General features: G+C 40.9%; 13 protein-coding genes and 6 tRNA genes. 7 read left to right on the top strand and 12 right to left on the bottom strand.

Going from position 1 to position 19,190, the window contains the following annotated elements:
- Positions 1-28: 28 nt before the first annotated feature.
- The 4 genes from VXS03_RS14725 to xthA form a co-directional block, all read right to left on the bottom strand.
- Positions 29-1,630 (bottom strand): response regulator, encoded by a 1,602-nt coding sequence (locus VXS03_RS14725; protein ID WP_327764560.1) that lies wholly within the window; start codon positions 1,628-1,630, stop codon positions 29-31.
- Positions 1,631-1,825: 195 nt separating this feature from the next.
- A complete protein-coding gene (gene pflB / locus VXS03_RS14720; RefSeq protein ID WP_327764559.1) occupies positions 1,826-4,099 on the bottom strand; it encodes a formate C-acetyltransferase in 2,274 nt (757 codons plus the stop codon).
- A gap of 55 nt (positions 4,100-4,154) precedes the next feature.
- Positions 4,155-5,021 carry a formate transporter FocA gene (gene focA, locus VXS03_RS14715; RefSeq protein ID WP_327764606.1) on the bottom strand — a complete coding sequence of 289 codons (867 nt, stop codon included), beginning with the start codon at positions 5,019-5,021 and terminating at the stop codon, positions 4,155-4,157.
- Between the two features lie 508 nt (positions 5,022-5,529).
- Positions 5,530-6,339: an exodeoxyribonuclease III gene (gene xthA / locus VXS03_RS14710; protein ID WP_327764558.1), complete on the bottom strand. Its 810-nt coding sequence runs from the start codon at positions 6,337-6,339 to the stop codon at positions 5,530-5,532.
- A gap of 321 nt (positions 6,340-6,660) precedes the next feature.
- On the opposite strand from xthA, the gene VXS03_RS14705 reads away from it, so the two are divergent.
- Positions 6,661-6,810: a hypothetical protein gene (locus VXS03_RS14705; RefSeq protein ID WP_327764557.1), complete on the top strand. Its 150-nt coding sequence runs from the start codon at positions 6,661-6,663 to the stop codon at positions 6,808-6,810.
- On the opposite strand, the gene VXS03_RS14700 is transcribed toward VXS03_RS14705, so the two are convergent.
- The 7 genes from VXS03_RS14700 to VXS03_RS14670 all read right to left on the bottom strand — a co-directional run bounded on the left by VXS03_RS14700 (position 6,807) and on the right by VXS03_RS14670 (position 9,529).
- Complete coding sequence (locus tag VXS03_RS14700) at positions 6,807-8,447, bottom strand: response regulator (protein WP_327764556.1); 1,641 nt, start codon at positions 8,445-8,447, stop codon at positions 6,807-6,809. The genes VXS03_RS14705 and VXS03_RS14700 overlap by 4 nt on opposite strands.
- A gap of 133 nt (positions 8,448-8,580) precedes the next feature.
- Positions 8,581-8,665, bottom strand: a tRNA-Tyr gene (locus VXS03_RS14695).
- Between the two features lie 89 nt (positions 8,666-8,754).
- A tRNA-Tyr gene (locus VXS03_RS14690) sits at positions 8,755-8,839 on the bottom strand.
- A 74-nt stretch (positions 8,840-8,913) separates the two neighbouring features.
- Positions 8,914-8,998: transfer RNA gene (locus tag VXS03_RS14685), tRNA-Tyr, on the bottom strand.
- A 75-nt stretch (positions 8,999-9,073) separates the two neighbouring features.
- Positions 9,074-9,158, bottom strand: a tRNA-Tyr gene (locus tag VXS03_RS14680).
- An 88-nt stretch (positions 9,159-9,246) separates the two neighbouring features.
- Positions 9,247-9,331: transfer RNA gene (locus VXS03_RS14675), tRNA-Tyr, on the bottom strand.
- A 113-nt stretch (positions 9,332-9,444) separates the two neighbouring features.
- Positions 9,445-9,529 (bottom strand) — tRNA-Tyr (locus tag VXS03_RS14670).
- A 183-nt stretch (positions 9,530-9,712) separates the two neighbouring features.
- Here VXS03_RS14670 and VXS03_RS14665 point away from each other — a divergent pair.
- The 5 genes from VXS03_RS14665 (at position 9,713) to VXS03_RS14645 (ending at position 16,844) form a co-directional block, all read left to right on the top strand.
- On the top strand, positions 9,713-10,786 hold the full coding sequence (locus VXS03_RS14665) for an efflux RND transporter periplasmic adaptor subunit (RefSeq protein ID WP_327764554.1): 1,074 nt from the start codon (positions 9,713-9,715) through the stop codon (positions 10,784-10,786).
- Entirely contained in the window at positions 10,786-13,911 is a 3,126-nt protein-coding gene (locus VXS03_RS14660; protein WP_327764552.1) for a multidrug efflux RND transporter permease subunit, read from the top strand. Before VXS03_RS14665 ends, VXS03_RS14660 begins: the two co-directional genes overlap by 1 nt.
- Before the next feature lie 166 nt (positions 13,912-14,077).
- Entirely contained in the window at positions 14,078-15,175 is a 1,098-nt protein-coding gene (rluF, locus tag VXS03_RS14655) for a 23S rRNA pseudouridine(2604) synthase RluF (RefSeq protein WP_327764551.1), read from the top strand.
- A 563-nt stretch (positions 15,176-15,738) separates the two neighbouring features.
- Positions 15,739-16,047, top strand: a complete 309-nt coding sequence (locus VXS03_RS14650; RefSeq protein WP_080158057.1) for a PTS fructose transporter subunit IIB — start codon at positions 15,739-15,741, stop codon at positions 16,045-16,047.
- A 44-nt stretch (positions 16,048-16,091) separates the two neighbouring features.
- Positions 16,092-16,844: a PTS sugar transporter subunit IIA gene (locus VXS03_RS14645; protein WP_327764549.1), complete on the top strand. Its 753-nt coding sequence runs from the start codon at positions 16,092-16,094 to the stop codon at positions 16,842-16,844.
- A 5-nt stretch (positions 16,845-16,849) separates the two neighbouring features.
- Here VXS03_RS14645 and VXS03_RS14640 read toward each other — a convergent pair whose 3' ends face one another.
- Positions 16,850-17,695 (bottom strand): helix-turn-helix transcriptional regulator, encoded by an 846-nt coding sequence (locus VXS03_RS14640; protein ID WP_080158055.1) that lies wholly within the window; start codon positions 17,693-17,695, stop codon positions 16,850-16,852.
- A 164-nt stretch (positions 17,696-17,859) separates the two neighbouring features.
- Here VXS03_RS14640 and manA point away from each other — a divergent pair, with 164 nt between their 5' ends.
- Positions 17,860-19,059, top strand: a complete 1,200-nt coding sequence (gene manA / locus VXS03_RS14635; RefSeq protein WP_327764547.1) for a mannose-6-phosphate isomerase, class I — start codon at positions 17,860-17,862, stop codon at positions 19,057-19,059.
- The last annotated feature ends 131 nt before the right edge of the window (positions 19,060-19,190 follow it).

The following is a 19,190-nucleotide window of genomic DNA, read 5'->3' as shown; positions in this document are numbered from 1 at the left end:
AGCTACCTAAGCATAATAAATCAAAAGATCATGATAATGGTTGTTGAAGGAAACGAAATTGGGTTTTTAATCTTAAATACCAATCAGGTTTAAATTCCTGTGATTCAAAGGTCCATCTCGCTTCTCTAATCCATTGTTGATGCTGGGGAGCATTGTCTATATAACCCCGCGAAGATAACTCAATAAGACATCGCGCCAATACATCATCAAAACGATATTGAGGCCAAAGCAGCAACATTGATTGTCCTGCTTCAATATAATGTTTTTGCTTTACCAGTCTAAGTGCATAACGATATTGTTCGTCTGTTTGGTGACTAGAGGTTGGTTGCATGGTCTCTAACCACATCTGTTTTATAATTGAATGTGGCTCGTTTTGATGTTGATTAAGATTGTGCTGTAAGCGTTGATAACAATCTACCTGGTGACGAGTCATCGCTAAGCGTTTACTGACACAAAGGGCAATCGCATCAAATTCAAAACTATGCTGTTCCGGCGCTGTTTGTTGAATAGTTTCTATCGCAGCAATATAGCTTTTATACGCATTAAGATTGCTGTCGTTATCTAAATATTGCCATGCTTGTAATAAGTAAATAAACGCACGTTCATGCTTAGTAATGGTTTTTTGCTGACTAATCGTGCGCCAAAGCCGTTCTATAGGTAAATTCTTTTTATCACTATGTTGTAGTTGCAGCCAAATAATAAACGCGTGATAGCAAGGTTTATCCCATACTGAATGGCGTAAATATGAGATGGCCTCACGTAAGTGCTGTTGCATGGTGCTGTGGTTATGGAAATGGCATTCAATCCATAATAGACCAAATAATCGATGTAAGTTATTTTTACTGACATTATGTGCCTTTAACCAAAAATCATAACCTTGGGTGATTTTTTGCTGTAATAATGCCGAACATGCACTGTACTCAAGTAGCATTAAATGATCAGGATATAAGTTTCTTAATTGGTTTAATAAGGGATTAAGTGACTTAAAATTTTGTTGCTTTAGCCACAGTTGAGCCAGTAAAAGTTGTGCTGGTAGGCTGTAGTAATGATGCTGAATCAGGGTTAGTAGTGATTCGATATCCGCTTCAAGATGTGGTTGTTTTTGATTAAATAAGCGTTTAGCAACGGCGGTAATAGTCGTGCAATAGCTGCTGACAGTTGCATTTGATTTAACACACATTTCTTCAACGCCATCGATACCTAAATGTTGGTAACACTCAAAAGCACGATCATTGATTACACGTTGTTCAAAAACATATTCTAAACGTTGCTTTAAGGTATTTAAGCGTAAAGGCTTAACCAAATAGTCATCGGGTTGGTATTCAGAAAATCCCATAAGAACAGCGGGTGAGTCGTCTGCCGTCAGAATAAAAATCAGCGGTGAATGTTGTAATAATTTATTGTGATATAGCCGCTCAAGCAATTGTAGCCCGGTACTACCAAAGCCAAGATTAAAATCAAGAAAGAGAATATCAAAGGCCTGTTGCTGACAATATTTAATGGCTTCAGAGGCGTTTGATGCACAATAGATATTAGTGCTTTGGAATTGCCCATTAACTAAAATAAGTTTGGTTGTTTGTTGGATAATACTACTGTCGTCGACAATCAATACCGATTGAGATCTTCGCATCAGAAAGTCATGTCCTTAACGCACAGGTAAATTAATGCTTGTAAATGGGGGCGCAGGATATCGATAAAAGGTGATGGGGACAATTGAAGAAATGTAACGAAGCGTGTTTTTATTTTCAAATTTTGAGTATAAAAAAACCGGCTATATAAGCCGGTTTTTATTAGGAAGCGAACTTCCTATACAGAAGACTCTATATTATAGAGACGCTGTGAAAGTACGAGCGATAACGTCAGCCTGCTGTTCAGCAGTTAGAGAGTTAAAACGCACAGCATAACCCGATACACGGATAGTTAACTGTGGGTAGTTCTCTGGGTGCTTAACTGCGTCTTCTAGAGTTTCGCGGTTAAGAACGTTAACGTTTAGGTGTTGACCACCTTCGATGCCTGACTCATGGTGGAAGTAACCATCCATTAGGCCAGCTAGGTTAGTTTCTTGAGTATCAAGATCTTTACCTAGTGCGTTTGGAACGATAGAGAATGTGTATGAAATACCATCTTTAGCGTGTGCAAACGGTAGTTTACCTACAGAAGTAAGTGAAGCTACAGCGCCTTTTTCGTCACGACCGTGCATTGGGTTAGCACCTGGTGCGAAAGGAGCACCTGCACGACGACCGTCTGGAGTGTTACCCGTCTTCTTACCGTACACAACGTTAGATGTGATAGTTAGGATAGACTGAGTAGGGATCGCATCACGGTACATCTTGTGAGTACGGATCTTGTTCATGAAGCGCTCAACAAGGTCACATGCGATGTCATCAACGCGTGCGTCATTGTTACCGAACTTAGGATAGTCACCTTCGATTTCGAAATCGATAGCGATGCCATCTTCGTCACGGATAGGCTTAACAGTTGCGTATTTGATAGCTGATAGTGAGTCAGCAGCAACAGAAAGACCAGCGATACCACAAGCCATTGTACGCTTGATGTCACGATCGTGTAGAGCCATTAGCGATGCTTCGTAGCTGTACTTGTCGTGGCTCCAGTGAATAGCGTTTAGCGCAGAAACGTAAGTCGTTGCTAACCAATCCATGAAGTGATCTAGACGATCCATAGTATCTGTGTAGTCAAGAACTTCAGCAGTTACTTTATCAGTCTTAGGACCTACTTGGATCTTAAGCTTCTCATCCACACCGCCGTTGATTGCGTAAAGCATAGTCTTAGCAAGGTTAGCACGAGCACCGAAGAACTGCATTTGCTTACCAACAACCATTGGAGATACACAACAAGCGATTGCGTAATCGTCAGAGTTCATGTCTGGACGCATTAGGTCATCGTTTTCGTACTGGATAGAAGAAGTATCGATAGATACCTTCGCACAGAACTTCTTGAAGCCAACAGGTAGTTGCTCAGACCAAAGAACAGTGATGTTTGGCTCTGGAGAAGGACCCATTGTGTATAGGCTGTTTAGGAAACGGAAGTTTGAACGTGTAACTAGTGTACGACCGTCAAGACCCATACCACCCATTGATTCTGTTGCCCAGATTGGGTCACCAGAGAACAACTCATCGTATTCAGGAGTACGTAGGAAACGAACCATACGTAGCTTCATTACGAAGTGGTCGATCATTTCTTGAGCTTGTGCTTCAGTGATCTTACCATCGGCGATATCACGCTCGATGAAGATGTCTAGGAAAGTCGAAGTACGACCTAGAGACATTGCAGCACCGTTTTGTGATTTAACAGCAGCTAGGTAGCCGAAGTAAGTCCACTGGATAGCTTCTTGTGCAGTAGTAGCAGGAAGAGAGATATCACAACCGTATTTAGCAGCCATAGTCTTGATTTGACCAAGAGCACGGTGCTGTTCACAGATCTCTTCACGACGTTGCATAGTCATTTGAAGATCTTCGCCATTCTCAAACATTTCTTCTAGAGATTTGAATTGAGCTAGCTTGTCAGCCATTAGCTTGTCGATACCGTAAAGTGCGATACGACGGTAGTCACCAATGATACGACCACGGCCGTATGCATCAGGAAGACCAGTTAGAACACCAGACTTACGACACTTGATGATAGAAGGAGTGTAGATATCGAAAACACCTTGGTTGTGTGTTTTACGAAGCTCTGAGTAAACCTTCTTGATAGTAGGATCTAGTTCACGACCGTATACTTTGCATGAGTTTTCGATCATGCGGATACCACCGTTAGGGATCAAACCACGCTTAAGAGGCGCGTCAGTTTGAAGACCTACGATAGTCTCAAGTTCTTGGTCGATGTAACCAGCGTCGTGTGCAGTGATAGTAGAAACAACGTCAGTATCGAAATCAACAGGAGCGTGAGTCGCGTTTTCCTGTTTGATGCCTACCATTACAGCTTCCCAAAGTTTAGCTGTAGCTGGAGTCGCTTCTGTTTCTAGGAAAGAGCCGTCACCCTCGAAAGGAGTGTAGTTCTTTTGGATAAAGTCACGAACGTTTACTTCGTTCTGCCAATCACCAGCTGTGAAGCCTTCCCATGCAGCAAATTGCTCTGCCATTGTATACCTACCTATACTATTCAGTAGAAAAAAATAAGTGTTACCGCGTCAAAACTTAGTGGTGGCTACTGCCGTTAAGTTCTGGACGACGATGAATAATCCAATATGTTAGACCAACTAATACACCACCACCAATGATATTACCAATGGTCACTGGGATTAGGTTGTTTACAACAAAATTATGAACTGTTAAATCTGCAAATTGTGCAGGATCCATTCCTGTCATAGTCCAGAATTCAGGACCTGCGAATGCATGAATTACGATACCCATAGGAATCATAAACATATTTGCAATACAGTGCTCAAAACCACATGCAACAAACATTGCAACGGGTAGCAACATTACCATAACTTTATCAGTAGCACTACGGCATGAGAAAGTCATCCAAGTTGCAAGACAAACCATTAGGTTACATAACATACCCAAAACAATAGCTTGTCCAAAATCATGATGAAGTTTATGTTGAGCGATCTTCATTGCATTAATACCCCATTGGCCATTTGCGCCAAGGTGTTGTTCTGCAATCCAGATACAGGCAACAAAGAAAATTGCACCAACAAAGTTACCGAGGTAAACAATGCCCCAGTTTTTCATTAACTGACCAGTAGTAATGCGACCGCTTGCACGAGCAACAGTGGTTAATACAGAAGAGGTAAATAACTCGCCACCGCATATAACTACCAGGATTAAACCTAAACTAAATGCTAAACCACCGACAAACTTAGACATGCCCCAAGGCATATCACCAGCGCCAGTAGTGACTGTTGTATAAAATACAAAAGCAATTGAGATAAAAACACCAGCAGTTATCGCTAAAAAGAATGACTGCAACGGGTGTTTTGTCGCTTTATAAACGCCGACTTCTTCGGCTTTATGTGCCATTGCTGGTGGCATCAGTGAGTCAAAAGGATTAGTTTCCATTTTCACAGGGGTGCTCTTTAATGGTTTAAGTTTGGCTACGAGAATAATAGCAAAGGTTGTGAATCATAAATTTGATCTGGATCATTGCGGTGAAAATTTATAACAAAATTAGACATATTGTGACACTGCAAAATAATGTAATCAATTGAATTTTAACAGTATAATTTTTTTGAGAAAACTAAAAAAAATTTTAATGTAATTTAATTTCATAATTTTCTAACCATGATCACAAAATAAAGCATCTTTTAAAATCAATAGGTTATAATTTTACATGTTTTTTTTTAACGTATTTATGCCGTTAAAAAAATATTGATTCAACTTTTTTTATATTCATCTTATCGATGGATAATATTCATCAATATAGTTTAAATCCATACCGTAAAGGTATGATGCTAGTGTTGTGGTGAATATATATGCAAAAACAACAAAAGCCGCTATCATTGATAGGCAGCTTTTGGGGGCGGTTGTTTGTTTTAGTCGTCGTGATTATAGACGCTGAATTGCTTCATTAATTACTGAAAGTTGACCAGATCGGAGCATGATCAGATGGCTTTTCAATACCACGTAATTCGTAATCAATACCGGCTTCGGTACAACGACTTGCTAAGGTTGGTGTTGCTAGAATCACATCAATACGTAAGCCTCTGTTATCAACAAAGCCTTTTGAGCGGTAATCAAACCACGAAAATTGGTCGTCTGTTGTTGGGTGTAGTTGACAGAATGTATCGATAAAACCCCAATCTAATAATGTCTGCAACCATTGACGTTCAATCGGCTGGAATGAACATTTGCCTGTTTTTAACCAACGTTTCGCGTTGATTGGACCAATACCAATATCTAAATCGATAGGACTAATATTGATATCACCCATCACGATAAGTTGTTCATCGTTGGTGTGTGCAGTATTAAGGTAGTTCATCAGATCAGCGTAAAACTTCTCTTTTGCGGGAAATTTAGTTTCATGTTTAACGTTATCTCCTTGAGGGAAATAGCCGTTCATTACCGTTATGTTGCTGCCATTTTCTTGTTTAAATGTTGCCATGATCATGCGGCGTTGCGCTTCATCATCATCGCTTGGAAATCCTTTTTGAACACTAATCGGCTCTTGCTTACACAACATAGCAACACCGTAATGGGCTTTTTGACCATGAAAGTAGACTTTGTAGCCCATCGCCTCGACATCCGCTAACGGAAAAGCTTCATCATGAACTTTAATTTCTTGTAAACCGATAACATCAGGTTGGTGTTTATCGATAATAGCTTGTAGTTGATGTAATCGAGCACGTAGCCCATTGATGTTAAAAGAAATAACTTTCATATTTAATATCCATAACTGCGAATGATTATTGATTACTGATACTAGCACATTGCGCTATCACTTCGATATATGATCGTTTCAATCAGCGATGATCATAATCACTGTGTCAGTTTATTTGGGTATAACGAAGATGCAGGTCTATGCTAAAAGGAAATATATCATTTATGACAAGTTATTGTTTTTAAATAATCCGCTGACATGTCGTTAATATAGATGGTGTTTTTAGTGGCCAACTCGTTAACGGGCTTATGTCTGCTAGTGACTATAATGGCTATTTATTAATCTCAGCGTTGTTTTGACGCTACAATTATGGAGTAAAGGATGTTTGATTTTATAAAGCGTATGTTTGGTGCAGAACCAGAAGTGAAAGTAGAGAATCAAGATCAAGAGCATAACGAACAAGATCAACTAAATGATAAATACAGACAAGGTGCACCAAGTGATAGTAATGATGGTGACGGTGAAAGTTAAGGGTAAACCACACAGTGTTTATCAAGGTACAATTGCTGTAATTGAATGAACCACTCCTGTAATGGTGAAGCGAGCGGCATCTTTTTAAGTTGTTGTAAGCTGATATCAATTTCTGGATGATGTATTTGTTGCAGTACAAGTAAGCTATTCATGCGCCCTAAATGTGCTTCTGTATTATAAGGATAATCACGTAAGATTGTGTGATAGATACGGTAAGCGCGTTGAGGGTCTGGTGATATTGCAGCTTTTGCCGTCGCAAGTTGATCAACTAATAGACGCACGTTTTCAACAATAAATTTATTACCTTGAAGCTGATTAAGACGCTGATGGCTATGCTCATCTAATACACTACGCGTTATTACTGCTTGATATATTTCTTTAATTAATTGAGCCTCTCCGAAATACACTAATAAAGGTAACGCATCAACCATAACGGCTGCTGGTGCTTGCGACATTTGCCCAAAATATATTTTTAGACCATGTAATAAACGGCGTTTTGCTTTTAATAGCTGCGTATTGATCGCCGCAAATCTTGCTAAAGTAATATGGCAAAATGCGGTGAGATGCTTTTTTTGTTTTAGGGCTAAGCGTTGTTGCGCCTGCCAATGTGTTCTTTTTAATTGTTGAAGTAATTTCCGTTGTGATTGGGGTGATAATTGTTGGTTGTAAAGTTGTTCAAACAAAGCGCTAAATTGTGCAAAATAAGTGATCCAATCATCATCAATAACGGGTAAGTGAGTGACGAATATTTTACCTATTTTAAAAAACAAAGGGGCGTCATTGGTCGACACCGCTAATTGGGCGGCCATTAATGAACGTTGGCTGATACTCGGTGTGAGCATTAAGGCTTGGTAGGCAATGTTTTTTGCCTCGTCTGATTGCTGTTGTTGGTGTAATAAGAGCGCTAATTCATCATACGCTTCAACAAATAAAGGTACTTGTCTTATCAGTGTCTGTAATAGCTGAATAGCAGCCAGGTTATCTCCTTGTTTGTGCCTCAATTGGGCTTGTCGTAATCCTAATTTATGATGTTGGCTACGCTCACTAAATAAAGTTAATAGTTGCTGAGCTAATAACCAGTCTTGCTGACTAATTAATAAATCAAGTAATAGAATTTCGATTTCAAGATTATGACCATGCTGTTGCAATAAGTGACGGCATAATGTGATGGCAGTTGAGATCTGATTGTTTTCAATCGCGATATAAATAGGTTTACGCACTAAGCATGCTTGATAAACCGTTATGATACGTTGTTTTAATTGCCCTATATTTAATGGTTTACTGAGAAAACTATCCGCATCTAGACTGATGGAGGTAACAATCACTTCGGGGGTGCGATCGCCTGAAATAAAAATAAGTCCGCAATATGAGTTAATGTAGTTATTTTTTTTCATAACAGTAATAAGTTCACTGCCACTGATGTAAGGATCAAGATGAAAATCAATGAGGATTAAATCATAAGCGGTGGTTTTACAAAGTTGAAGCGCATTAAGACTGTTCGTTGCTATATCAATCGCAGCCAGATTTATACTGTGTAGAATATTTTGAATAAGTAATGCTGAAGAAAGTTGATCATCAATAATCAGTACCTTCGCATGTTGCCAATCGGCATTCGTATAGGGTGGAGTTTCTGTCATAACGATCCATATATAAGTCAGATAACCATATGCAGTATTGCACATATAAAATAAGTTAGCCTGATTTGTTGATGTTTATATGGTGTTATTTTTTGATATGAAAAAGCCAGCTGCTAAGCAACTGGCTGAATGATGGTGGTGGGGGAAGGATTCGAACCTTCGAAGGCAGTGCCGGCAGATTTACAATCTGCTCCCTTTGGCCACTCGGGAACCCCACCACGGGGTATTACAATAATTTGTTGAAGCAATGGTTATTAAAGGCCACTTTAATAACCGAAAAGTCATTATTAACAACTCTTCAAAATGATGGTGGTGGGAGAAGGATTCGAACCTTCGAAGGCAGTGCCGGCAGATTTACAATCTGCTCCCTTTGGCCACTCGGGAATCCCACCACGGGATGTTGCAATGGTGATTAAAGGCCAACTTTAACCACTGAAATGCTGTTATAAAACAACCTTTCAAATGATGGTGGTGGGAGAAGGATTCGAACCTTCGAAGGCAGTGCCGGCAGATTTACAATCTGCTCCCTTTGGCCACTCGGGAATCCCACCACGGGATGTTACTATGGTGATTAAAGCTTAACTTTAATCACTGAAGTGCTGTTATAAAACAACCATTCAAAATGATGGTGGTGGGGGAAGGATTCGAACCTTCGAAGGCAGTGCCGGCAGATTTACAATCTGCTCCCTTTGGCCACTCGGGAACCCCACCACGGGGTATTGCTATATTTAATTGTAACTCTGTTATTAAAAGCCACTTTAATAACCGAAAAATTATCATTAACAACTTTTCAAAATGATGGTGGTGGGAGAAGGATTCGAACCTTCGAAGGCAGTGCCGGCAGATTTACAATCTGCTCCCTTTGGCCACTCGGGAATCCCACCACGGGATGTTGCTTGCTACTCTATTGTGAGTCGCAATAGTTATTCGTTACTATGATGATTAAAGGCCACTTTAACCATCGAAAAACTGTTATAAAACAATTTTTCAAAATTAATGGTGGTGGGGGAAGGATTCGAACCTTCGAAGGCAGTGCCGGCAGATTTACAATCTGCTCCCTTTGGCCACTCGGGAACCCCACCACAAGTGCGGGGCGGATAATAACAAACATTTCAGCGCTGTAAACCTTTTTTATCAATATCATTGAGTGCTTGCTGGATTTTTCATCAGTAAGCTAATTTTTGCTTAACTTTACATTTCTTGACGTTACTCGACCTTTAGTTCAGATATTATTCGACTAGGATTTTTATGATGGTTTTTAATAAATGAAAAAGATAGCCGTAGCCGTATTAGTCACTGCCGCATTATCGGGGAGTTACTTTTACTTTCAAGGGACATCACATGCTGCGCAAGACAATTCACCGTCGGCTAAATCGTCACGTGTCGTGTCGGTAACAACCGGAGAAGTTAACTCTTTAGCGGTTGCTCAATCACTATCATTAGTGGGTAAGTTAAAGGCTGAGCATGCGGTTAATGTTGCAGCGGAAGTCTCGGCTAAAATAAAAACGATTGTGGTTCCTGTAAATAGTACGGTAACCAAAGGGCAATTATTAATTCAACTTGATAATGATAAAGCCGTTGCTGCTTACGATGAAGCCTTGGCATACCGTAATGATGAAAAACGTAAATTAACTGAATTTCAACGGTTATTATCTCGTGGTGCTATCACTAAAACTGAAATCGATGCTCAATCTGCTAGCGCCAGTATTGCAAATGCCCGTTTAAAAGCTGCTTTAGCTAATCTTAATGATCATGCTATACGTGCTCCATTTAATGGCACTGTTGGGTTATATGATTTTAGCCCTGGCCACATGGTTGCTGCTGGCGGTGCGTTATTTAATTTTGATGATCTTTCCTCTATGCGTCTGGATATTGAAGTCCCAGAGCAATATATCTCCTCTTTAAAGGTTGGAATTAAAGTTACCGCAAAAAGCCAAGCATGGGGTGATCGTGCCTTTAGTGGTGAAATTCAAGCCATAGATTCTCGTGTTCAAGCGGACTCTTTAAATATTAAAGTGCGCGTTGTATTTGAAAATAGCGATCACGCGCTAAAACCTGGAATGCTACTTGCGGCAGAGCTTGATTTTATTCCGCAGCAACAAGCGATTATTCCTGTTCAAGCGTTAGAATATTCAGGCACTAAACGTTATGTTTACCTTGTTGATTCACAACAAAAAGTACACCGCACCTTGGTTGAGTTAGGTGAGCGTATTGATAATAATGTGGTCATTAAAAAAGGCTTAAAGACAGGCGAACGTATTGTTGTACAAGGACTGGTGAATATGCGTGATGGAATAACCATTAAAGACATTACTCCTACGACTGGAGTAGCGAGCTAATGTGGTTATCGGATATTTCAGTAAAACGACCAGTTGTCGCCATTGTATTAAGTTTGCTGTTGTGTGTGTTTGGTATTGTTTCATTCTCTAAACTGGCTGTGCGTGAAATGCCTGATGTTGAAAGTCCAGTTGTGACCATCATGACAACTTATGACGGCACATCAGCAACAGTAATGGAAAGCCAAGTTACCACCCCGATAGAAGATGAGCTCTCAGGGATCAGTGGTATTGATAATATTACCTCTGTTACTCGTAATGGTATGTCGCGGATCACGGTTGAATTTAATATGGACTGGGATCTTACCGAAGGTGTCAGTGATATTCGAGATGCGGTTGCTCGCGCGCAACGTCGTCTTCCTGATGATGCCAATGATCCGATTGTGTCAAAAGATAATGGTTCGGGTGAACCCGCGATCTATATTAATTTGTCGTCATCTGAAATGGATCGTACTCAATTAACCGATTATGCTCAGCGCGTTTTAGAAGATCGTTTTAGTCTGTTAAATGGCGTTAGTTCTGTGAGCCTGAGTGGCGCATTGTACAAGGTAATGTATGTAAAATTACAACCGGTATTAATGGCAGGACGCGGTGTTACTACCAAAGATATTGTCAACGCATTAAATGATGAAAACGTAGAATTACCCGGTGGTGAAGTACGTAATGATCAAACGGTGATGTCGGTGCGTACTGCGCGACTTTACCAAACTGTTGATGATTTTAAATATCTCGTTATTCGCACTACAGAAGCTGGCACACCTATTTATTTAAAAGATGTGGCAGAGGTAACGATTGGCGCTGAAAATGAAAATTCGACCTTTAAAAGTAATGGTGCCGTTAATTTAAGTCTCGGCATTGTGACCATGTCCGATGCTAATCCGCTTGATGTCGCTAAAGAAGTGCGCGCTGAAGTTGCCAAAATGCAGCAGTTTTTACCGCAAGGCGCATCGTTGACGGTGGATTATGATGCCACCGTGTTCATTGAACGTTCGATTAATGAAGTTTACAGCACGCTATTAGTCACCGGAGCTCTGGTTATTCTGGTGCTATATATCTTTATTGGCCAAGTTCGTGCAACGTTAATTCCTGCGGTTACAGTACCTGTATCTTTAATTTCAGCCTTTATTACTGCTTATTTCTTTGGCTTTTCAATTAACTTATTAACTCTGATGGCGTTAATTTTAGCTATTGGGTTGGTGGTTGATGATGCGATTGTGGTGGTGGAAAACGTTTTTCACCATTTACAACGCGGAGAATCACCCTTATTAGCCGCTTATAAAGGCACTAGAGAAGTTGGGTTTGCGGTGGTGGCAACGACCGCAGTATTAGTCATGGTGTTCTTGCCGATTTCTTTTATGGAAGGAATGGTTGGGCGGCTATTTACTGAGTTTTCGGTATTACTGGCGATGTCAGTGATCTTCTCATCATTAATTGCATTAACGTTAACGCCAGTTATGTGCAGTAAGTTATTGCAAGTCAATGTGAAGCCTAATCGGTTCAACCTGTGGATTGATCGTCAATTTGATAAATTAGAAAATGGCTATCGTCGCATTGTCACCGTGGCTGTTAAAAAACGGTTTGTTGCGCCATTAGTGGTTTTAGGCTGTATCGCTGCCAGTGCCGGATTAATGAAAGTGATTCCCGCTCAACTTGCGCCACAAGAAGATCGTGGAGTACTGTTTGCGTTTGTTAAAGGGGCAGAAGGTACCAGTTACAACCGTATGATTGGCAATATGGATCAAGTTGAAGCGCGTTTATTGCCATTGTTAGGTAAAGGAGTATTGAAGTCTGTCAGTATTCAATCACCTGCATTTGGTGGTCGCGCAGGGGATCAAACGGGCTTTGTGATCATGCAATTAGAAGATTGGAATGATCGCTCTGTTGGAGCTCAGCAAGCACTGGGAATGATCAGTAAAACGTTGGCAGGTATTCCTGATGTACGAGTGATGCCGATGATGCCAGGTTTTGGTGGTGGATCTTCAGAACCCGTACAATTTGTATTAGGTGGCGCTGATTACCAAGAACTGTTTAAGTGGGCGACAAAGCTGCAACATCTTGCTGAAGATAGCCCGTTAATGGAAGGGGTTGATTTAGATTATGCAGAAACGACACCAGAGTTGTTGGTTAATGTTAACCGTGAGCGTGCGGCTGAATTAGGTATTCCCGTTACTGAAATTGCGGAAACCTTAGAAGTAATGCTTGGCGGTCGCAGTGAAACAACCTTTGTTGAGCGTGGCGAAGAATATGATGTTTACCTGCGTGGTGATGAAAATAGCTTTAATAGCTCAACCGATCTTAGTCAGATTTATCTACGTGCAAAAAATGGCAATTTAGTAACATTAGATACCGTTGCATCTATTGATGAAGTGGCGTCAGCTCAGAAGTTAAGCCATAACCAAAAACAGAAATCGATCACCTTAAAAGCGAGTCTTTCTGATGGTTATACTCTTGGTGAAGCGCTTGATTTCCTTGATCAGCAAGCAATTGATAACTTACCGTCAGATATTTCGATTGATTATGCTGGTGAATCACAAGACTTTAGGGATAACCAAAGCAGTATTGCAATGGTGTTTGGATTAGCGCTATTGGTTGCTTATTTAGTGCTTGCGGCGCAGTTTGAAAGTTTTATTAACCCGCTGGTGGTGATGCTAACAGTACCAATGGGTATCTTTGGTGGTTTAGCTGGATTATGGATCATGGGACAAGGTCTCAATATTTATAGTCAAATTGGTATGATCATGTTGATTGGTATGGTAACTAAAAACGGTATTTTGATCGTTGAATTTGCTAACCAGTTACGTGACAAAGGCATTGAGTTTGAACAAGCAATTGTCGATGCGTCAGTACGGCGTTTACGACCTATTTTAATGACCGCGTTTACAACCTTGTTTGGCGCATTACCACTGATTTTATCAACGGGGGCGGGTGCTGAGAGTCGTATCGCTGTGGGTACGGTGGTGTTCTTTGGAATGGCATTTGCTACCTTGGTAACATTATTAGTGATTCCAGCGATGTACCGCTTGTTATCGGCAAAAACTAAGTCACCAGGCTATGTTGAAGCGCAATTAGAAAAAGAATTGCAGCATGATTATATTGGCCGTATTAGTCACGGTGACTTACCTAAATAAGTAATAGGAGCCACGAGTAGCGAGTTTACGAGAGTAAAGAAACTCGCTACTCGCTACTCGTCTCACAATCAGTTAAACTCCTCTCCATAACAACTATCGAGTAAGTAAACTACAATTAAGTGGTTTATTACCCTGATCGACCTAAAGCCCTTTATAGAAGAAAAACATGTCACAACATTCTACTGACCAACAGAGCCCAAAAGGGGTTCGACTTAATAAATTTATCAGTGATACTGGCTATTGCTCACGCCGTGAGGCGGACAAGCTGATTGATCAGGGACGTGTAACCATCAATGGCACTGCGCCAGAAATGGGTATGCGTGTAATGGATAAAGATGAAGTATTGGTTGATGATAAACCACTACGTAGCAAAGAACGTCCAATTTACATTGCACTTAATAAGCCAACAGGTATCACCTGTACTACCGAGCGCCATATTGAAGGTAACGTGATTGACTTTATTGGTCACCGTAAGCGTATTTTCCCTATTGGTCGTTTAGATAAGCCGTCTGATGGTCTTATTTTCTTAACCAATGACGGTGATATCGTTAATAAAATTCTACGTGCGGGTAACTCGCATGAGAAAGAATACGTTGTTCGTGTTGACCAACCGATCACGCCTGAATTTATTGAAAAAATGTCATCAGGGGTTGAGATTTTAGATACAGTTACTTTGCCATGTAAAGTGACTAAAGAAACGAATTTCTCATTCCGTATAGTGTTGACTCAAGGCTTAAACCGTCAAATTCGTCGTATGTGTGAAGCGTTAGGTTATGAAGTGTATAAACTTCGTCGCGTACGTATCATGAACATCACTATTGATGGCTTACCAAACGGTAAATGGCGTTATTTAACTGAAGCTGAAATTGCTGAAATTCAACAGTTAATTTCACAATCAAGCGGTACTGAAGAAGCATCAAAAACCGATGCTGAAGGCCGTACGATTGCTAAAGCAACAGATGCGAAGTTGTATGATCACCGTGCGCAAGAAGCGCGTAATGAAAAACATGCAGCTGAGAAGCAGTTTAAAACTTACCGTGGTACTGGTGAGTTTAATCGCCGTCCCGATGGTGCTAACCGTAGCAGTCGCACCAACGAAGATCGTCATAGTCGTAATGAAAGCCGTGGCGGTCGTACTGATGCCCCTCGCCGTAATAATGATGATCGTCCAACACGTACTTCTGCGCCAAGCCGTGATACGAAGCCAAGTTTTGGCGGTAAGAGCAATGGTATTAAGAAGTGGAAATCAAAGCGCGAAGAGTAACAGTGCGTTGTTAGAATCGAGATAGCGAGTTTCGAGAATAAAAGAAAAGCGATAGGCGAGAGTCTATCGCTTTTTTTGTTGGTGTAATCCCGTCATTCCCTACAGTGAGGTTACGAACGAGATAGGGAATCTACTATCCGCGTGTTGTAAAGTTATTATTTTCACTGGCTTCTTTGTGGCTCAATCACGCGTTGAGTAGATCCCGGATAGCTTCGTGCCTCAGCTTCTGGGATGACGGATAATGGGCAGAGTGAATGCTCGTCTCACCCCGTTATTCCCTACAGTGAGGTTACGAACGAGATAGGGAATCTACTGTCCGCTCGTTGTGGTGTTATTGATTGTGGTCGAATTTTGGTATGTTTTTGTTGGTGTATTTAAAGCTCAATCACGCGTTGAGTAGATCCCGGATAATGGGCTGAGTCTCGATACTAATAATCTCGATACTCGTCACAGCTCTTCCTCGCCTTTCTTTCCCTCGCTCATATCTTATCTATTATGCTATTCTGCACAGTTAGTTACCTCACTTGGGTAACATTATATTTAACAATATTCAGGGATTAAAAATGAAAATTGTCGCGGTAACGGCCTGCCCAACGGGCATCGCACATACCTATATGGCTGCGGATGTACTTAACAAAACCGCGCATCAGATGGGAATTAAAATTCAAGTCGAAACCCAAGGTGCGATGGGGATTGAAAACTTTTTAACCGCCAAAGATATCGCAGCTGCAAATATTGTTTTAATTGCTTCGGATATTGAAGTTGAACAGCGAGCGCGTTTTACCGGTAGCCGCATTCATTGTGTGACGATAGAAGAAGTATTAGTTGATGCAACCGCAGTGATTGAGCGTTGCCAGCAATTGTGTCAATAATTTTCATGCTAATAAAATAGGCCATAACACGGCAGGGATAACGGATGTTAGAGCGACGGATCACCTTCTATTGCGGCGCAGCAGGTTTGCCTTCTTACCAACTTAACCAACTGAAAAAACTGACGGGTTATTTTCAATCACAAGTTGAGTTATTTAATGTGAGCCAATTGACGCGCGCGCCAGTCTCACAGCCATTAAAAATGTTGTCGTTGGCGAATAAACCCCATGCGTTATGCCAATTAATTATCAATGGTAACGATGCTGAACTTGCGAACTTGGTGTTAACCGACGTTATTGCTCAATATGCACTATCGCTGACACAATACTCACCCTCGATACCATTTAAGATAAGCTTGCCACTAACCAGTATTGGTTGGGCTGATGGCGGTAAGAATCATAAAATAGACACCATTACGCAATTAAGCCAGATGCTGGTGGCGCAACAGGCAATTACTTCTGAACAACAACCCGCATTAAAACAAGCACTATTGGCTCGAGAAAATATTTCTGCCACTGTTATGGGGCCGGGTATTGCCTTGCCACATGTGATGCATGAAATGATTGCAAAACCGGCAATGGCGATTGCGTGTCACCCTCAGGCGATTGATTGGGGATCATCTCGCGGTAATATTAGCCGTGCAATTGCGATGATCTTGCCAAAGCCGCCACCTAAAGTCGTGATCATGGCCTTTGCGCAGTTTTCAAAATGTTTATTAAACGAAGATTATTGTACGGCATTAACATTGGCTCAACAGCCTCAAGAATTAAAAGCATTAATTGTTGAAGCGTTAAGGTAGCAAGGCTAGGTGACACCTCGATATTCCGATGGCGTACGGCCGGTTTTATTCTTAAAAACACGACAAAAATAATTCACATCGACAAACCCGCAGCGGCTAGCAATTTCAGTTAATCGAAACGGGTATTGGCGTAACATAAATTTGGCACGTTCAATTCGTACCCAACAAATATAATCAGCGAGTCGCATATGACCTTGTTGACGAAATAAACGCGATAGGTGATTGGGTGTAATGTTAAACCGATTGGCAATCGTGTCACGGCTAATGGCGCGGTGAAAATTTTCTTGAATGTAAATACAGATCCCTTGATACAGATCTTCAGTACGATTTTTTGATTGGTGCAACGGAACATGGAGCATATTTTGAGTATAGCTGAGCAAGGCTTGCAATAAATGCTCATCCATCGGTTGCTGTTGATGCTCTGTCGCTAACATATTCAATGCTGTTAAAATGGGATCAACCGCATGCCCTGTCCATGCTTGAATCGAGTGTTTTTGGACATCATAAAACTTGGGGCTATCTTTGGTTTTACTGACTAAACTAAAGCCTAATTGACGCTTACCAAACAGCAAACTCAACACCGAACATTCAGTATTCCAGCTTGGTTGGTTCCAACTGTTGGGCGGAATATAGATAGCATCGCCCCCCATTAAACTAATCTGACAAATACCATTATCACCATCATCGAGTTGGTTAATATATTCGCCTTTTAGCACTAATTCGAGGCGTGGAAAATTTACCTGATAGCTAAATTGTGGTGGTTGAGTTTTACCGCCAGCAAACCAAATTCGATTAAAACTTTCCCGTTCCGTCAACACAGAATCAATTAAATTAAAGAAAACATTGTCCATGGTATTCACTTTATGTTTGGAATGGTGGTAGCAGGATTATTAGTTTGTGCTGAATAAACCGATTAAGTTTTGTTATAGTGCTGTCAGTTAGCGTATGGCGTCAATAATAATGGTTGATGCCATACCATAAATATCGTGAGCAATAATAAGAATAGGACCTGACAATGACTGACTCTACCCGCACTGTCTTTTTTAAGATGGATAACGTGATCCAAGATTATGCTTGGGGCAGTGTAACATCAATTGAACAACTGTTTGCTATTCCAAATCTAGATCAAAAGCCACAAGCTGAAATGTGGATGGGTGCCCATGCTAATGGTTGCTCAGTGATCACGGTTAATGGTGAAGCTGTCCGTTTAGCTGATTTTATTGCCACTGATCCTAACGCAATTATTGGCGCAGAAACTCAAGCTAAATTTGCTGAGTTGCCATACTTATTTAAAGTGTTAGCGGCTGAAAAAGCGTTATCAGTACAAGTGCACCCAAGTAAGCATCAAGCTGAAATTGGTTATGCAAAAGAAGAAAAAATCGGTATTGCGCGTAATGCCGCTAACCGTAACTACAAAGATCCTAACCATAAACCTGAGCTAGTGTTTGCGTTAACCCCTTATCAAGCAATGAATGGTTTTCGTGAGTTAGCTGAAATCGTTGAATTATTTACCACAATCAATCTCGATGTGATCAGCGATCTTGTTAATACTTTTGCAGCTAATCAAACGGATGCAGGTTTACGATATTTCTTTGAAGCGATGTTATCACTTGACGGTGAGCGTAAAGAGGCTGCGGTTAATGGACTTTTAGCGTTCTGTCATGAACATAAAGATCAGCCATTATTTGCGTTATTGATTGATTTATCTGAGCAATACCCTGGTGATATCGGCCTGTTTGTTCCATTAATGTTGAACGTATTAACATTACAACCAGGCGAAGCGATGTTCCTAAGTGCATGTACTCCACATGCCTACATTAAAGGAACTGGCCTTGAAATCATGGCTAACTCAGACAATGTGCTACGTGCTGGTTTAACGCCGAAATTTATGGACGTGCCGGAGTTAGTTGCTAATACCGAATTTAAGAGCATGGCGGCGAATGAATTATTATTGGCGCCAACAATGGTTGCTGGTGGCTTAGATTACCAGATCCCTGTGCCTGATTTTAAATTTAGCGTCTATAAGCAAGTTAATGATATTGCATTACAAAATACCAGTGCTGAAATTTTATTTGCGATTGATGCACCGCTAACAGTGACGCATCAAAATGGTGAAAAATTGACGCTTGAAAAAGGCCAGTCAGTGTTTATTCCTGCTTATGCGAAGGCATATTCAGCGCATTGTGATGGTATGTTTGCGCGAGCGTATAATTAAGTCGCGAGTATATTAGTAGTGAGTTTCGAGTTATGGAGCTTGCGAGATTAAGCGATGGGTGCAGGCCTGTCGCTTTTTTTATACCCATTCCGTCATTCCCTACTGTGAATGTTCGCCCCAACCCCGTCATT

Source organism: Photobacterium sp. S4TG1 (assembly GCF_036040035.1).
In the GTDB taxonomy this organism is placed as follows: domain Bacteria; phylum Pseudomonadota; class Gammaproteobacteria; order Enterobacterales; family Vibrionaceae; genus Photobacterium.
The sequence above is the reverse complement of the archived record's forward strand: the minus strand, read 5'-3'. Positions and strand labels throughout refer to the sequence as shown.

Coding starts and splice junctions, on each gene's coding strand:
- VXS03_RS14640 (WP_080158055.1), bottom strand. CDS start 17,695: ATGGACAATGTTTTCTTTAATTTAATTGATTCTGTGTTGACGGAACGG.
- pflB (WP_327764559.1), bottom strand. CDS start 4,099: ATGGCAGAGCAATTTGCTGCATGGGAAGGCTTCACAGCTGGTGATTGG.
- VXS03_RS14725 (WP_327764560.1), bottom strand. CDS start 1,630: ATGCGAAGATCTCAATCGGTATTGATTGTCGACGACAGTAGTATTATC.
- VXS03_RS14650 (WP_080158057.1), top strand. CDS start 15,739: ATGAAAATTGTCGCGGTAACGGCCTGCCCAACGGGCATCGCACATACC.
- VXS03_RS14645 (WP_327764549.1), top strand. CDS start 16,092: ATGTTAGAGCGACGGATCACCTTCTATTGCGGCGCAGCAGGTTTGCCT.
- VXS03_RS14665 (WP_327764554.1), top strand. CDS start 9,713: ATGAAAAAGATAGCCGTAGCCGTATTAGTCACTGCCGCATTATCGGGG.
- VXS03_RS14705 (WP_327764557.1), top strand. CDS start 6,661: ATGTTTGATTTTATAAAGCGTATGTTTGGTGCAGAACCAGAAGTGAAA.
- focA (WP_327764606.1), bottom strand. CDS start 5,021: ATGGAAACTAATCCTTTTGACTCACTGATGCCACCAGCAATGGCACAT.
- VXS03_RS14700 (WP_327764556.1), bottom strand. CDS start 8,447: ATGACAGAAACTCCACCCTATACGAATGCCGATTGGCAACATGCGAAG.
- rluF (WP_327764551.1), top strand. CDS start 14,078: ATGTCACAACATTCTACTGACCAACAGAGCCCAAAAGGGGTTCGACTT.
- VXS03_RS14660 (WP_327764552.1), top strand. CDS start 10,786: ATGTGGTTATCGGATATTTCAGTAAAACGACCAGTTGTCGCCATTGTA.
- manA (WP_327764547.1), top strand. CDS start 17,860: ATGACTGACTCTACCCGCACTGTCTTTTTTAAGATGGATAACGTGATC.
- xthA (WP_327764558.1), bottom strand. CDS start 6,339: ATGAAAGTTATTTCTTTTAACATCAATGGGCTACGTGCTCGATTACAT.